The organism is Pseudomonas sp. SDO5591_S426, from assembly GCF_054070755.1.
Genome location: NZ_JBSVXD010000135.1, coordinates 1 through 15,688 on the forward strand (window position 1 = coordinate 1; position 15,688 = coordinate 15,688).

16 protein-coding genes are annotated in these 15,688 nt (G+C 59.4%); 13 read left to right on the plus strand and 3 right to left on the minus strand.

Annotation, left to right across the window (positions count from 1 at the left end):
- Positions 1 to 142: 142 nt before the first annotated feature.
- A complete protein-coding gene (uraH, locus tag ACW9JC_RS21875; RefSeq protein ID WP_003223171.1) occupies positions 143 to 496 on the minus strand; it encodes a hydroxyisourate hydrolase in 354 nt (117 codons plus the stop codon).
- Between the two features lie 420 nt (positions 497 to 916).
- Between uraH and puuE the strand changes: the two genes are divergently transcribed.
- From puuE to ACW9JC_RS21915, 8 genes are all read left to right on the plus strand, one after another.
- Positions 917 to 1,843 carry an allantoinase PuuE gene (gene puuE, locus ACW9JC_RS21880; protein ID WP_457457513.1) on the plus strand — a complete coding sequence of 309 codons (927 nt, stop codon included), beginning with the start codon at positions 917 to 919 and terminating at the stop codon, positions 1,841 to 1,843.
- On the plus strand, positions 1,840 to 2,355 hold the full coding sequence (gene uraD, locus ACW9JC_RS21885) for a 2-oxo-4-hydroxy-4-carboxy-5-ureidoimidazoline decarboxylase (protein WP_452627549.1): 516 nt from the start codon (positions 1,840 to 1,842) through the stop codon (positions 2,353 to 2,355). Before puuE ends, uraD begins: the two co-directional genes overlap by 4 nt.
- Positions 2,356 to 2,445: 90 nt before the next feature.
- Positions 2,446 to 3,441, plus strand: a complete 996-nt coding sequence (alc, locus tag ACW9JC_RS21890) for an allantoicase (protein WP_338585468.1) — start codon at positions 2,446 to 2,448, stop codon at positions 3,439 to 3,441.
- Positions 3,442 to 3,585: 144 nt separating this feature from the next.
- Complete coding sequence (locus ACW9JC_RS21895; RefSeq protein ID WP_457457516.1) at positions 3,586 to 4,089, plus strand: ureidoglycolate lyase; 504 nt, start codon at positions 3,586 to 3,588, stop codon at positions 4,087 to 4,089.
- Between the two features lie 50 nt (positions 4,090 to 4,139).
- The gene (locus tag ACW9JC_RS21900; RefSeq protein WP_457457518.1) at positions 4,140 to 5,444 is read left to right on the plus strand and encodes a urate hydroxylase PuuD; all 1,305 of its coding nucleotides are present in this window, start codon (positions 4,140 to 4,142) and stop codon (positions 5,442 to 5,444) included.
- Between the two features lie 139 nt (positions 5,445 to 5,583).
- Positions 5,584 to 6,942, plus strand: a complete 1,359-nt coding sequence (locus tag ACW9JC_RS21905; RefSeq protein ID WP_457457520.1) for a nucleobase:cation symporter-2 family protein — start codon at positions 5,584 to 5,586, stop codon at positions 6,940 to 6,942.
- 94 nt (positions 6,943 to 7,036) lie between these two features.
- Positions 7,037 to 7,822, plus strand: a complete 786-nt coding sequence (locus tag ACW9JC_RS21910; protein ID WP_338585463.1) for an outer membrane protein OmpK — start codon at positions 7,037 to 7,039, stop codon at positions 7,820 to 7,822.
- Positions 7,823 to 8,196: 374 nt separating this feature from the next.
- Positions 8,197 to 8,982, plus strand: a complete 786-nt coding sequence (locus ACW9JC_RS21915) for an outer membrane protein OmpK (RefSeq protein WP_448106868.1) — start codon at positions 8,197 to 8,199, stop codon at positions 8,980 to 8,982.
- Between the two features lie 88 nt (positions 8,983 to 9,070).
- Here ACW9JC_RS21915 and ACW9JC_RS21920 read toward each other — a convergent pair whose 3' ends face one another.
- Positions 9,071 to 10,225, minus strand: a complete 1,155-nt coding sequence (locus tag ACW9JC_RS21920; protein WP_457457523.1) for a patatin-like phospholipase family protein — start codon at positions 10,223 to 10,225, stop codon at positions 9,071 to 9,073.
- A gap of 35 nt (positions 10,226 to 10,260) precedes the next feature.
- A complete protein-coding gene (locus ACW9JC_RS21925; protein WP_457457525.1) occupies positions 10,261 to 11,193 on the minus strand; it encodes a lipid A biosynthesis lauroyl acyltransferase in 933 nt (310 codons plus the stop codon).
- Positions 11,194 to 11,311: 118 nt separating this feature from the next.
- Between ACW9JC_RS21925 and minC the strand changes: the two genes are divergently transcribed.
- From minC to ACW9JC_RS21950, 5 genes are all read left to right on the plus strand, one after another.
- Positions 11,312 to 12,049: a septum site-determining protein MinC gene (gene minC / locus ACW9JC_RS21930; RefSeq protein WP_457457527.1), complete on the plus strand. Its 738-nt coding sequence runs from the start codon at positions 11,312 to 11,314 to the stop codon at positions 12,047 to 12,049.
- Positions 12,050 to 12,248: 199 nt separating this feature from the next.
- Complete coding sequence (gene minD, locus ACW9JC_RS21935) at positions 12,249 to 13,061, plus strand: septum site-determining protein MinD (RefSeq protein WP_218436028.1); 813 nt, start codon at positions 12,249 to 12,251, stop codon at positions 13,059 to 13,061.
- 3 nt (positions 13,062 to 13,064) lie between these two features.
- The gene (gene minE, locus ACW9JC_RS21940; RefSeq protein ID WP_007974947.1) at positions 13,065 to 13,319 is read left to right on the plus strand and encodes a cell division topological specificity factor MinE; all 255 of its coding nucleotides are present in this window, start codon (positions 13,065 to 13,067) and stop codon (positions 13,317 to 13,319) included.
- A 182-nt stretch (positions 13,320 to 13,501) separates the two neighbouring features.
- Complete coding sequence (locus ACW9JC_RS21945) at positions 13,502 to 14,137, plus strand: RluA family pseudouridine synthase (RefSeq protein ID WP_046027121.1); 636 nt, start codon at positions 13,502 to 13,504, stop codon at positions 14,135 to 14,137.
- Between the two features lie 219 nt (positions 14,138 to 14,356).
- Positions 14,357 to 15,646 carry a M18 family aminopeptidase gene (locus tag ACW9JC_RS21950; protein WP_457457530.1) on the plus strand — a complete coding sequence of 430 codons (1,290 nt, stop codon included), beginning with the start codon at positions 14,357 to 14,359 and terminating at the stop codon, positions 15,644 to 15,646.
- Positions 15,647 to 15,688 lie beyond the last annotated feature (42 nt).

The window sequence follows — 15,688 nt, forward strand, 5'->3', positions numbered from 1 at the left end:
ATGCGGCCCCATGTAGGAGCTGCCGAAGGCTGCGATCTTTTGACTTTTCTCCAGACGAAAAAAAGCCCGCAGTGTGAGCGGGCGAAAGACCAAAGAAGCTATATGCGCAGTCGCTTCCAGGTGGTGGCAGCTGCTTGGGGGATCAGCTGCCGCGGTACGTGGAGTAGCTGTAAGGCGAGATCAGCAGCGGTACATGGTAGTGATCCTGTTCGGCGGAGATGCCAAAACGCAGCACCACCACATCCAGGAACGCCGGTTCCGGCAGCTGAACGCCACGGGCGCGGTAGTAATCGCCCGCATGGAACTGAACCTGATAGACCCCGGTGCGGTAGTCATCGCCTTGCAGCAACGGTGCATCGACACGGCCATCGCTGTTGGTTATCGCGCTGGCGACCAATTCCAGGTGCGAACCTTCAACGCGGTACAACTCGACCTTGATCGAGCTGCCCGGGCAACCGTGTGCAGCGTCCAAAACGTGTGTAGTCAAACGTCCCATTGATTCTGCGCGCCTGCCTGCGTGGAAGCAGTCAGACCTCGCGCCTCCCGAAGTCAGTTGAAAAGGAGACCGCACCGATTCGGAGCACGAAAAGCTGCGGCGAGTGACTGATTAAGACATTTTTCAAAAAAATTGTACACAATAAAAACGACATTTTTGCCACCACTGGCGCCATCCGTGGATTTACCGCTGACTAACAGCCAAAGCGCACCGTTGCTGAACCCCGCAATCATTAACTGACCAATCAGGCAGATTTCTTGCAGGCTGATCCCAATAGCACGAAAAGATGACCGTTAACGAAAAATGCAAAAAATCAGGCTTACAAAGTGAATATAAAGTTGTATACAATCAGCCCATCGCTGTGACGCCAGCCAAGGCGTATCACACAAACTGTCATCACGAATAAGAAGGAAGACTGCAGTGAGCGCTGACTACCCTCGCGACCTGATCGGTTACGGCAGTAACCCTCCGCACCCACACTGGCCGGGCAATGCCCGCATCGCCCTGTCGTTCGTACTCAATTACGAAGAAGGTGGCGAGCGCAATATCCTGCACGGCGACAAAGAGTCCGAAGCCTTCCTCTCGGAAATGGTGTCCGCCCAGCCGCTGCAAGGCGCGCGCAACATGAGCATGGAATCCCTTTACGAGTATGGCAGCCGTGCCGGCGTCTGGCGGATTCTGAAACTGTTCAAGGAATTCGACATTCCACTGACCATCTTCGCCGTGGCCATGGCCGCCCAGCGCCACCCGGATGTGATCCGCGCCATGGTCGATGCCGGCCACGAGATCTGCAGCCACGGCTACCGCTGGATCGACTACCAGTACATGGACGAGAACCAGGAACGCGAGCACATGCTCGAAGCGATCCGCATCCTCACCGAAATCACCGGCGAGCGCCCACTGGGCTGGTACACCGGCCGCACCGGCCCGAACACCCGTCGCCTGGTGATGGAAGAAGGCGGTTTCCTCTACGACTGCGACACCTACGACGATGACCTGCCCTACTGGGAACCGAACAACCCGACCGGCAAGCCGCACCTGGTGATCCCGTACACGCTGGACACCAACGACATGCGTTTCACCCAGGTTCAGGGTTTCAACAAGGGCGACGATTTCTTCGAATACCTCAAAGACGCGTTCGACGTGCTCTACGCGGAAGGCGCCGACGCACCGAAAATGCTGTCGATCGGCCTGCACTGCCGCCTGATCGGCCGTCCGGCGCGTCTGGCTTCGCTCAAGCGCTTTATCGAATACGCTAAAAGTCATGAACAGGTGTGGTTCAGCCGTCGTGTCGACATCGCGCGTCACTGGCAAGAAACCCACCCGTACACAGGGGCTGCCAAATGAGCACCTTTCAAACCGTCAAACCTTCGAGCCTGAGCCGCGACGCCTTTGTCGCCGCTTTCGCCGACATCTACGAACATTCGCCATGGGTGGCCGAGAAGGCCTTCGACCTGGGTCAGGACGCTTCGATCGACGAGATCGAAACCCTGCACCAGCGCATGAGCGACATCCTGTTGAGCGCCGATCACGCAAGCCAGCTTGCCCTGATCAACGCTCACCCGGACCTGGCAGGCCGTGCGGCCGTCCAGGGCCAACTGACCGAAGCCAGCACTAATGAACAGGCTGGCGCCGGTATTCACCAATGCACGGCCGAAGAGTTCCAACGCTTCACCGAGCTGAACGACGCCTACAAAGCCAAGTTCAAGTTTCCCTTCATCATGGCGGTAAAAGGCAGCAACCGGCATCAGATCCTCGCAGCGTTCGAAACGCGCATCCACAACTCGGTCGACACCGAATTCAAATGCGCGCTGGCGGAGATCAACAAGATCGCCCTGTTCCGATTACTGACCCTATAGCAAGCCTGGCCCGAGTGGATTCAAGAACGCCGAATTTACCCAGGGCCTCGCAAGCATCCCAAGCCACTTATTTAAAGGCAGACAAGAAGAATGAAAGCTTACGCCGTACCTTTCGAGAAGTTCGTCAACCTGGCCGACGCCCGCCTGGGCACCAAAATCATCTCGGTCACCGATGACTGGTTCGCAGACGCCAATCGTCTGTTCCAACCGACCCCGGCCGTATGGAAGGAGGGCGTGTTCGATGACAACGGCAAGTGGATGGACGGCTGGGAGTCGCGCCGCAAGCGCTTCGAAGGCTACGACAGCGCTGTGATCCGCCTGGGTGTACCGGGTTCGATCAAGGGCGTCGACATCGACACTTCATTCTTCACCGGTAACTTCCCGCCATCGGCGTCCCTGGAAGCCTGCTTCCTGGCTGAAGGCGAGCCGAACGAAAACACCCAGTGGACTGAAGTGCTGTCCGCCGTCGAGCTGCAAGGCAACAGCCACCACTACCACGAAATCAGCAACGACCAGGCGTTCAGCCACCTGCGTTTCAACATCTACCCGGACGGCGGTGTTGCCCGTCTGCGCGTGTACGGCATTCCGCACCGCGACTGGTCGGCTGTTGGCGACAACGAGCAAGTTGACCTGGCTTCCGCCCTGAACGGTGGCCGCGCCCTCGCCTGCTCCGACGAACACTTCGGTCGCATGAGCAACATCCTCAACCCGGGCCGTGGCATCAACATGGGCGACGGCTGGGAAACCGCGCGTCGTCGTACGCCGGGCAATGACTGGGTCATCGTCGCACTGGGTCACCCGGGCGAGATCGAGAAAATCATCGTCGACACCCTGCACTTCAAAGGCAACTACCCGGACACTTGCTCGATCCAGGGCGCGTTCGTGAAGGGCGGCACCGACAGCCAGATCGAAACCCAATCGCTGTTCTGGCGCGAACTGCTGCCAAGCCAGAAGCTGGAAATGCATGCCGAGCACACCTTCGCCGAGCAGATCAAGGCACTGGGCCCGATCACCCACATCCGCCTGAACGTGTTCCCGGATGGTGGTGTGAGCCGCCTGCGCGTTTTGGGCAAGGTCGCGAAGTAATGCTGAGTCTGTAGGAGCTGCCGCAGGCTGCGATCTTTTGATCTTAAAAACAAAGTCAAAAGATCGCAGGCTTCGCCAGCTGCTACAGGGATCGCGCAAGACGCACTGACAAGTTCAACAACACAGAATTCGGAAAACAACAGCATGCGCACACTGACGATTGAACCGCTGACCAAAGAAGCCTTCGCCCCTTTCGGTGACGTCATCGAAACCGACGGCAGCGATCACTTCATGATCAACAACGGTTCGACCATGCGCTTCCATAAACTGGCTGTGGTCGAAACCGCAAAGCCAGAGGACAACGCGATCATCAGCATTTTCCGCGCCGACGCGCAGGACATGCCGCTGACCGTCAGCATGCTGGAGCGTCACCCGCTGGGCAGCCAGGCTTTCATACCGCTGCTCGGCAACCCCTTTCTGATCGTGGTCGCGCCAATTGGCGATGAACCTGTATCAGGCTTGGTCCGCGCCTTCGTCACCAACGGCAGGCAGGGCATTAATTACCATCGCGGCGTTTGGCACCACCCGGTGCTGACGATCGAAAAGCGGGATGACTTCCTGGTGGTTGATCGCAGTGGCACAGGCAATAACTGCGATGAGCATTTTTTCAAAGAGGATGAGCGTTTGATCCTCGCCCCCCACCAATAAGAGAAGGTCTGATCACTCGACAACAGAGTGACAGGCGAGAGGTAAAGACTGTGGAAGCACATCTGTTGGAATGGCTGAACCTGAGCGTGCGCTGGGTTCATATGATTACTGGTGTGGCCTGGATCGGCGCATCGTTCTACTTCGTCTGGCTGGAAAACAACCTCAATCGGGTCAACCCGAAAAGCGGTCTGGCCGGCGATTTGTGGGCGATCCACGGCGGCGGTATCTACCACCTGGAAAAATACAAACTGGCTCCACCGACCATGCCGGACAACCTGCACTGGTTCAAATGGGAAGCCTACTTCACCTGGATGTCGGGTATCGCGCTGCTGTGCGTGGTGTTCTACTCCAACCCGACGCTCTATCTGCTGGCTCCGGGCAGCACCCTGAGCGGCCCTGAAGGCGTACTGCTGGGCATCGGCTCGCTGTTTGTCGGCTGGTTCATCTACTCCTTCCTCTGCGACTCGGCCCTGGGCAAACGCCCTGCCCTGCTTGGCGCCATCCTGTTCGTTCTGATCATCGCCGCAGCCTACGGCTTCAGCAAAGTGTTCAGCGGTCGTGGTGCGTATCTGCACGTCGGCGCGATCATCGGCACCATCATGGTCGGCAACGTGTTCCGCATCATCATGCCGGCGCAACGCGCACTGGTTGCGGCGATCGCCGAGAACCGCACGCCTGATCCGGCGCTGCCAGCCAAAGGCTTGCTGCGTTCGCGTCACAACAACTACTTCACCTTGCCCGTGCTGTTCATCATGATCAGCAACCACTTCCCGAGCACCTACGGCAGCCAGTACAACTGGTTGATCCTGGCCGGGATCGCGGTGCTGGCAGTGTTGGTGCGTCACTACTTCAACACCCGTCACGACAGCCACAAATTTGCCTGGACCCTGCCCGTGGCAGCGGTGGGCATGATTTGCCTGGCTTATGTGTCCGGTCCGAAGCCGATGTCCAGCGCCCCAGAAGTGGCCAAGGCCCCTGCTACCATCGAGTACCAGCCACTGCCGGAAACTGCAGTGGGTGGTGGTTTGAAACCGGCTGAAGCCAAACCTGCAGAAGCGCCTGCTGCCGCTCCGGCGCAAGCGTCCAACGCCAGTCCTGGCTTCGACAAGGTGCACAGCGTGATTCAGGAACGTTGCTCGGTCTGCCATTCGGCCAAACCGACCAGCCCTCTGTTCAGCGCGGCGCCGGCCGGTGTGATGTTCGACACTCCCGAGCAGATTCGCCAGAACGCTGCGCGCATCCAGGCTCAAGCCGTCGCCAGCCAGATCATGCCACTGGGCAACATCACGCAGATGACCCAGCAGGAACGTGACCTGATCGGTGCCTGGATTGCTCAGGGAGCGCCGACCAACTAATCGTTGAACAGCATCGCGGGCAAGCCCGCTCCCACAAGGATCACCTGAATCCTGTGGGAGCTGGCTTGCCTGCGATTGGCCGCGCCGCGGTCATCCTGATGCACAAAATCACAAGAATAAAAAAGATCCGAGGTGTTGCATGTCCGAGCTCTCCAAAGCGCGCATCCCCGACGCACCCGCCATTCAGCGTTTACCCCTTTTGCAACTGATCCTGGTCGGTTTGCAACATGTTCTGCTGATGTACGGCGGCGCCATCGCGGTGCCGCTGATCATCGGACAGGCCGCTGGCCTGAGTCGTGAAGAAATCGCCTTCCTGATCAACGCCGACCTGCTGGTCGCCGGCATCGCCACTATCGTTCAATCGCTGGGCATCGGCCCCATGGGCATCCGTATGCCGGTGATGATGGGCGCCAGTTTCGCCGCTGTCGGCAGCATGGTCGCCATGGCCGGCATGCCCGGTATCGGTCTGCAAGGGATCTTCGGCGCGACCATCGCCGCCGGGTTCTTCGGCATGCTCATCGCGCCGTTCATGTCCAAGGTCGTACGCTTCTTCCCGCCGCTGGTGACCGGCACGGTCATCACCTCGATCGGTTTATCGCTGTTCCCCGTGGCCGTGAACTGGGCCGGCGGCGGTGCTGGCGCCACTCAATTCGGTTCACCGATTTACCTGACTATCGCCGCGCTGGTGCTGGGCACCATCCTGTTGGTGCATCGCTTCATGCGTGGTTTCTGGGTCAACATTTCCGTGCTGATCGGCATGTGCCTGGGCTACGTGCTCTGCGGCGTGCTCGGCATGGTCGACCTCAGCGGCATGGCCCAAGCGCCATGGCTGCAATTCGTTACCCCGCTGCATTTCGGCATGCCGAAATTCGAACTCGCACCGATCCTGTCGATGTGCCTTGTCGTGGTGATCATTTTCGTCGAGTCCACCGGGATGTTCCTCGCGCTGGGCAAGATCACCGGCCAGGAAGTCTGCCCACGCATGCTGCGTCGCGGCTTGCTGTGTGATGCCGGCGCTTCGTTCTTTGCGGGTTTCTTCAACACCTTCACCCACTCCTCTTTCGCGCAGAACATAGGCCTGGTGCAAATGACCGGCGTGCGTTGCCGCTCGGTGACCATCGTCGCCGGCGGTTTGCTGATTGTCCTGAGCCTGCTGCCGAAAGCCGCATTCCTCGTGGCGTCGATTCCGCCAGCGGTACTCGGTGGTGCCGCGATTGCAATGTTCGGCATGGTCGCCGCCACCGGGATCAAGATTCTCCAGGAGGCCGACATCGGTGACCGTCGCAACCAGTTGCTGGTGGCGGTGAGCATCGGCATGGGCCTGATCCCGGTGGTGCGTCCGGAGTTTTTCGCCCACCTGCCCCTGTGGATGAGCCCGATCACCCACAGCGGTATCGCCATGGCCACCCTCAGTGCGCTGACGCTGAACTTGCTGTTCAACATTCTTGGCGGCGCCGAACGCGCGGCGATCAACGACTGTCACGCTAACTCGCATTAACAAAGCAACCACAGAACCTGTGGGACCGAGCCTGCTCGCTCCCACAGGGTTGGCAACTCTGCGCCTGAAAAATAAAAACAAGAGGGAGCAACAGATGATTCGGACACAAACCAACTTGCTGTTGAGTGGTGGCCTGCTGGCCGCGAGTCAGGCCATGGCCGGCGATCTACTGCTGTGGCAGACCAACAGCTTGAGCTATCTGTACGGCAAGGATTTCGCGGTCAACCCGTCGATCCAGCAGACAATCACCTTCGAACATGCCGACCGCTGGAAGTACGGCGATAACTTCATGTTCATCGACAGCACTTACTACAACGGCGAGAAAGACCGCAACAAAGGCGTCCACGCTTATTACGGCGAGTTCAGCCCGCGCCTCTCCCTCGGCAAGATCCTCGACCGCCGTTTCGAATTCGGCCCGATCAAGGACGTGCTGCTGGCCATGACCTACGAGAACGGCGAAGACGACACCGAGGCTTACCTGATCGGCCCCGGCTTCGACCTCGCGATCCCGGGCTTCAACTTTTTCACCTTGAACTTCTATAACCGCCGGACCGAAGGTTCGCGCCCCGGCGACGATGTCTGGCAGATCACACCGGCCTGGTCGTACACCATTCCAGTGGGCAATTCGAGCGTGTTGATCGATGGCTACATCGACTGGGTCGTGGACAACGACCAGAACTCGCACGGCACCTACCACGCCAACCTGCACTTCAACCCGCAGATCAAATACGACCTGGGCAAAGCCCTCGGCTGGCGGGAGAAACAGGTATATGTCGGCGCCGAATACAGCTACTGGAAAGACAAGTACGGCATCGAAAACAACGGCAACCTCGACACCAACGAAAACACCACCAGCCTGCTGGTGAAGGTGCATTTCTAAGATGACCCGCAACCGTGCCCCAAACCTGTCGTCGGTGCGCTGTTGCGGGGCACTTGAGACCTGGCCAAGGAGTCAGTATTCTCCGCGGCCGCCTGAATCCGCTTTAAAAAAAAGCCCGGATTTAATTCCTGACCAGAAAGCCAACTTATCCCGGCTCTGGACGGTCCCCAGGCCTTCCCGAATGACTCTCAATCGACTGTTTTTGAGCAGCCGAGCGGGAGTTTTTTTGCTTTGTGAAAGCCTTGGCGCAGCTCTTGCTAACAGCACTAAAGCTGACCGATTGGATGAATATTTTCCGCTTCAGAAAAAGGCGCCATACCAGAGCGTCGACCTTAAAAAAAAACGTGAAACCACTACTTTTTGGGAGCAACCGAATGAAACGTACGTGCACTAGCCTGATGCTGGCGGGATCATTGCTGGCTGGGGGTCAGGCCATGGCCGGCGACCTGCTGCAATGGCAGAACAACAGCCTGACCTACCTGTATGGCAAGGACTTCCAGGTCAACCCGCGCATCCAGCAGACGGTGACCTTTGAACACGCTGACGGCTGGAAATACGGCGACAACTTCTTCTTCATCGACAAGATTTTCTACAACGGCAAGGAAGACGCCTTCGCAGGCAAGAACACCCACTACGGTGAATTCAGCCCACGCCTGTCGTTCAACAAGATCTTCGACCAGAAGTTCGAGCTAGGCCCGATCAAAGACGTGCTGCTGGCCATGACGTACGAGTTCGGTGAAGACGATACCGAGTCCTACCTGATCGGTCCTGGTTTCGACCTGGCCATCCCGGGCTTCGACTACTTCCAGTTGAACTTCTACAACCGTCACACCGAAGGCGACCGTCCGGGCGACAATATCTGGCAGGTCACGCCGGTCTGGTCCTACACCATTCCGGTCGGCGATTCGAACATCCTGATCGATGGTTTCATGGACTGGGTGGTCGACAACGACGTCAACAAAAAAGGCGAATACCACGCCAACCTGCACTTCAATCCGCAGATCAAGTACGACTTGGGCAAAGCGCTGAACCTGGGCGAGAAGCAGTTGTACGTCGGTGTCGAGTATGACTACTGGAAGAACAAGTACGGTATCGAAGACAGCCAGGGCTTCAAGACCGATCAGAGCGTGACCAGCTTCCTGGTCAAGGTTCACTTCTGATTTAACATCAAAAGATCGCAGGCTTCGCCAGCTCCTACATTGGAATGCGTTCCCTCTGTAGGAGCTGCCGAAGGCTGCGATCTTTGTTTTATGGCAGCCCCAAAAACCGGCACAACTCATCCTTCTTGGCCAGCGCATCCCGCCGCCCCAGATCAATCAATTCGCTGCAATACCCCGCCTCGAACAACAGATAACTCAACACGCCCGCTCCACTGGTCTTGGTCGCCCCCGGCCCACGCAGAAACAGGCGCAACGCCGCCGGCAACTCCTGGCGATGACGCGCGGCAATCTCGTCGATCGGCTGACTCGGTGAAATCACCAAAACCTCAACAGGTGCCACACCCAACGCACGGGTCGGCGTGCCATCGGGCATGAGGTGACTGAACTGATTCAAGCGCTGCAAAAGCTCGATGTCGCTTTCCAGGCTGTCAATGAACGTACTGTTGAGCATGTGCCCGCCGATCTGCGCCAGCGTGGGTTGTTGCCCCGTATAGGCGCGTTGCAGCGGTTGCTCGGGATCGACGCCACGCGGGTTGCCGCTGACGCCCACCACCAGCACCCGACTGGCGCCCAGGTGGAGCGCCGGGCTGATCGGCGCCGATTGGCGTACCGCGCCATCACCGAAATACTCCTCGCCGATTTTCACCGGGGCGAACAGCAGTGGAATCGCCGAACTGGCGAGCAAATGGTCAACGGACAGTTGGGTCGGCACGCCGATCCGCCGATGGCGCAACCAGGCGTCGATGGTGCCGCCGCCCTGGTAGAACGTGACGGCTTGACCGGACTCGTAGCCAAACGCAGTCACCGCCACCGCCTGCAATTGCTTTTGCGCGATGGATTCGGCGATGCCGTTCATGTGCAACTTGTCGTTGAGCAAACGGCGCAGAGGCGAGCTGTTGAGCAGCGCCACCGGAACTTGCGAGCCGAGGCCCAGCAAGCTGTGGCTGACAAAGCGGCTGGCCTGGCGCATTACACCCGGCCAGTCACTGCGTAAAACCATATGGCTGCGAAAGCCCTGCCAGAAGGCAGTCAACCGCTCGATCGCCGCGCGAAAATCCGTCGCCCCGCTGGCCAGGCTGACGGCATTGATCGCCCCGGCCGAAGTGCCGACGATCACCGGAAACGGATTGTCCGCGCCCAATGGCAAAAGCTCGGCAATCGCGGCCAGAACCCCCACCTGATAGGCCGCCCGAGCCCCGCCGCCGGAAAGAATCAACCCTGTAACCGGTTCAGCAGGACTCATCGCAACACTCCATGGTGCTTATAGGGTTCGATTGATCAACCGCGTTTTGCGTACAGCTTGGGCTCGCCCGGTGGACGGCTCTTGAAGCGGCGATGGGCCCAGAGGTATTGCTCCGGACAATCGCGCAACACGCCTTCGATCCACTGGTTGATGCGCAGGCAATCGGCTTCTTCGGTTTCGCCGGGGAAGCCTTCGAGCGGCGCATGGATCACCAGCCGATAACCGCTGCCGTCGGCCAGGCGTTCCTGAGTGAACGGAACCACCAGCGCCTTGCCCAGCCGGGCGAATTTACTGGTGGCGGTGACGGTCGCGGCCTGAATGCCGAACAACGGCACGAAAATACTTTGCTTGGCGCCGTAGTCCTGATCCGGTGCGTACCAGATCGCGCGGCCGGCGCGCAGCAACTTGAGCATGCCGCGAACGTCCTCGCGCTCGATCGCCAGCGAATCAAGATTGTGACGCTCGCGCCCCTGACGCTGGACATAGTCGAACAGCGGATTTTTGTGCTCGCGGTACATGCCGTCGATGGTGTGTTGCTGGCCAAGCAGTGCGGCGCCGATTTCCAGGGTGGTGAAATGCACCGCCATCAGGATCACGCCCTTGCCTTCGCGCTGGGCCTGCTGCAAATGCTCCAGCCCTTCGATATGGGCCAGCTTCGCCAGACGTTCGCGCGACCACCACCAGCTCATCGCCATCTCGAAGAAAGCGATGCCGGTTGACGCGAAGTTTTCCTTGAGCAGGCGCTTGCGCTCGGCAGCGGACTTTTCCGGGAAACACAGCTCCAGATTACGCTTGGCAATGCGCCGTCGGTCGCCCGCCGCGCGATACATCAAGGCCCCGAGCGCGCGACCAAGCCACAGCAATGCCGGATATGGCAACTGCACGATCAGCCACAACAACCCCAAGCCACACCACAGCGGCCAGAAACGTGGAGACAGAAAAGTTTTTTGAAAACGCGGGCGATCCATTCATGCATCCGGAAAGACAATGGCCGCGCATTCTACATCGTTCGACCCGGCTTGCGGCCTGCGGGCGTTCTCGTTATAAGTCTCGGCACTTTTAGTGACAAGTCGTTGTATGCCGACCATGAGCCAAACCGAACTGCTAGACCAAGATCCCGTGTTCCAGCTAAAGGGCAGCATGCTCGCCATTACGGTGCTGGAACTGGCCCGTAACGACCTCGAAGGCCTCGACCGGCAGTTGGCCGCCAAGGTCGCCCAGGCGCCTGGTTTTTTCAGCAACGCGCCGCTGGTACTGGCCCTGGACAAACTTCCGGCCAGTGAAGGCGCGGTGGATTTGCCGGGCCTGATGCGCGTTTGCCGCCAGCATGGCCTGCGCACTCTGGCAATCCGCGCCAGCCGCATCGAAGACATCGCCGCCGCCATCGCAGTCGACCTGCCGGTGTTGCCGCCCTCCGGCGCCCGCGAGCGTGCGCTGGACCTGAATGAAGGCGTGGCTGCGAAAAAACCGGAAAAACCGCCGGAACCGACCATTAAACCGACGAAAATCATCACGTCGCCAGTACGTGGTGGCCAGCAGATTTATGCCCAGGGCAGCGATCTGGTGGTGATCTCCTCGGTCAGTCCGGGGGCGGAACTTCTCGCCGATGGCAACATCCATGTATACGGCCCCATGCGTGGTCGCGTGTTGGCCGGCGTCAAGGGCGACACGAAAGCCAGGATTTTCTGTCAGCAAATGAGCGCTGAACTGGTCTCGATCGCCGGGCATTACAAGGTTTCCGAAGATCTGCGCCGCGACCCTTTATGGGGTTCGGGCGTGCAGGTCAGCCTGTCGGGCGATGTGTTGAACATCATTCGTCTTTAACGGATACTGCCGCATTTTCCAAGCATCTCTAAAACGTAGCGAAAACGGCTCAAACGAAGTAGGAAACAGGCCAAAAGCAGTGTTTACCGGAGGTAAACGCCGCTAAAACCGAATTCCAGCCAAGGCTGTCCGACTGCAGTAGTTTTCAAGAGATGTTTTTCAGGGGCTAAAAGTCCTTTTTCCTTAGGGGTGAAACACCTTGGCCAAGATTCTCGTGGTTACATCCGGCAAGGGTGGTGTGGGTAAGACCACCACCAGCGCCGCTATCGGTACCGGCCTCGCTCTGCGCGGCCACAAAACAGTGATCGTCGACTTCGACGTGGGCTTGCGTAACCTCGACCTGATCATGGGTTGCGAGCGCCGCGTGGTGTATGACTTCGTCAACGTGGTCAACGGCGAAGCCAACCTGCAACAGGCCCTGATCAAAGACAAGCGCCTGGAAAACCTCTACGTGCTGGCCGCCAGCCAGACCCGCGACAAAGACGCGCTGACCGTCGAAGGCGTGGAAAAAGTCCTGATGCAACTCAAGGAAGACTTTGAGTTCGTGGTCTGCGACTCCCCGGCGGGCATCGAGAAAGGCGCCCACCTGGCCATGTACTTCGCTGACGAAGCGATCGTCGTGACCAACCCGGAAGTGTCCTCGGTACGTGACTCCGACCGCATGCTCGGCCTGCTGGCCAGCAAGTCCCGTCGCGCCGAACGCGGTGAAGACCCGATCAAGGAACATCTGCTGATCACCCGCTACCACCCGGAGCGTGTCGAAAAAGGCGAAATGCTTGGCGTCGAAGACGTCAAGGAAATCCTGTCGGTGACCCTGCTCGGCGTGATCCCGGAATCCCAGGCGGTGCTCAAGGCATCCAACCAGGGCGTTCCCGTGATCCTCGACGACCAGAGCGATGCCGGCCAGGCCTACAGCGATACCGTTGACCGCCTGCTGGGCAAAACCGTGGAGCATCGTTTCCTTGATGTACAGAAGAAGGGATTCTTCGAGCGCCTGTTTGGAGGCAACTAAGCAATGAACCTTTTTGACTTCTTTCGTGCCAACAAAAAGCAAAGCACCGCGTCGGTAGCGAAAGAGCGTCTACAGATCATCGTGGCGCACGAACGCGGCCAACGCAGCACCCCGGACTACCTGCCGGCCTTGCAGAAGGAACTGGTCGAGGTGATTCGCAAGTACGTCAATATCGGGTCCGATGACGTGCATGTCGCACTGGAAAGCCAGGGCAGCTGCTCGATTCTGGAACTCAATATCACCCTGCCAGATCGCTGAGTCGATCCGGCTGGAGCCACGGCGGCTCAGGCTTTCCTGCATTTTGCAGGAGCAAGGCTTGCTCGCGATAGCATCACCTCGGTTTATCTGAATACCGAGTTGCCTGAATCGCGAGCAAGCTTTGCTCCCACAGAGAACGGGAGGCCTGAGCCGCCGTTGGCGTTTGTTACGAGGCTGTTTTAATGCCGTTGTCCAATGTCCACATCATTCATCAGGACGCCGCCGTGCTGGTGGTGAACAAACCGACTTTGTTGCTCTCCGTCCCTGGCCGGGCCGATGACAACAAGGACTGCCTGATTACCCGCCTGCAGGAAAACGGTTACCCGGAAGCGCGAATCGTCCATCGGCTGGATTGGGAAACCTCCGGCATCATCCTGCTGGCCCGCGATCCCGATACGCACCGTGAACTGTCTCGGCAATTTCACGACCGCGAAACCGAAAAGGCCTACACCGCACTGTGCTGGGGTCAACCGGAACTCGACAGCGGCAGCATCGACTTGCCGCTGCGCTACGACCCGCCGACCAAGCCTCGCCATGTGGTCGACCATGAATTCGGCAAGAACGCCCTGACCTTCTGGCGTGTGCTGGAGCGTTGCGGCGACTGGTGTCGCGTGGAGCTCACGCCGATCACCGGCCGTTCGCACCAATTGCGCGTACACATGCTCTCCATCGGCCACCCGCTGCTCGGCGACGGGCTCTACGCCCACGAACAAGCCCTGGCCGCCTGGCCGCGCCTGTGCCTGCACGCGAGCATGCTCAGCTTCACGCATCCGCAGACCGGCGAACGCCTGCGCTTCGAGTGCCCGGCCCCGTTCTAAAGCAAAACCCTGTAGGAGCGAGCCTGCTCCGGGCGGCGTTCCGACGATGAGGTCGGCACATCCAATATCGATGTTGACTGACACTCCGCCATCGCGAGCAAGCTCGCTCCCACAGGGATCTCCTCCAGATTCAATTTCGCTGACCAGCCCCGCCATCAGTGCGGCGCCATTTACCAAGCCAATACGTTAAACTGGCCCCACTGCTGTCTGGAGCTACTTATGCGCGAAGAGTTGAACCTAGGCCTGATCGACTTCCTCAAGGCCTCCCCTACCCCGTTCCATGCCACCGCCAGCCTTGTTCAGCGTCTGGAAGCGGCGGGTTATCAACGCCTCGACGAACGCGAGCCATGGCACACCGAAGCCAATGGCCGCTACTACGTCACCCGTAACGACTCTTCGATCGTCGCGATCAAAATGGGTCGCCACTCGCCACTGCACGGCGGCATTCGCCTGGTCGGCGCCCACACCGACAGCCCGTGCCTGCGGGTCAAGCCGCAACCGGAACTGCAACGCCAGGGCTTCTGGCAACTGGGCGTCGAAGTCTACGGCGGCGCGCTACTGGCACCGTGGTTCGACCGCGACCTGTCCCTCGCCGGCCGCGTGACCTTCCGCCGTGACGGCAAGGTCGAGAGCCAGTTGATCGACTTCAAGGCACCGATCGCGATCATCCCGAACCTGGCCATTCACCTCAACCGTGAAGCCAACATGGGCTGGGCGATCAATGCCCAGACCGAATTGCCGCCAGTGCTGGCGCAATTTGCCGGTGACGAGCGTGTGGATTTCCGCGCGGTGATCACCGACCAACTCGCCCGTGAACACGGTCTGAATGCCGACGTGGTGCTCGATTACGAGCTGAGCTTCTACGACACCCAAAGCGCCGCCGTCATCGGTTTGCACGGTGACTTCATCGCCGGCGCGCGCCTGGACAACCTGCTGTCGTGCTACGCCGGCCTGCAAGCGCTGCTGACCGCCGACACCGACGAAACCTGCGTGCTGGTGTGCAACGATCACGAAGAAGTCGGTTCATGCTCGGCCTGCGGCGCCGACGGCCCGATGCTTGAGCAAACGCTGCGTCGCCTGCTGCCTGAAGGTGATGAATTCGTACGCACCATTCAGAAATCCCTGCTGGTTTCCGCCGACAACGCCCACGGCGTGCACCCGAACTACGCGGAAAAGCACGACGCCAACCACGGCCCGAAACTCAATGCCGGCCCGGTGATCAAGGTCAACAGCAACCAGCGCTACGCCACCAACAGCGAAACCGCCGGATTCTTCCGTCACCTGTGCATGGCCGAAGAAGTGCCGGTGCAGAGTTTCGTGGTGCGCAGCGACATGGGCTGCGGCTCGACCATCGGCCCGATCACCGCCAGCCACCTGGGCGTGCGAACCGTGGACATCGGCCTGCCGACGTTCGCCATGCACTCGATCCGCGAACTGTGCGGCAGCCATGACCTGGCGCACCTGGTCAAAGTGCTGAGCGCGTTCTACGCCTGCCACGAGTTGCCGTAACCCCTGTAGGAGCTGCCGCAGGCTGCGATCTTTTGATCTTGT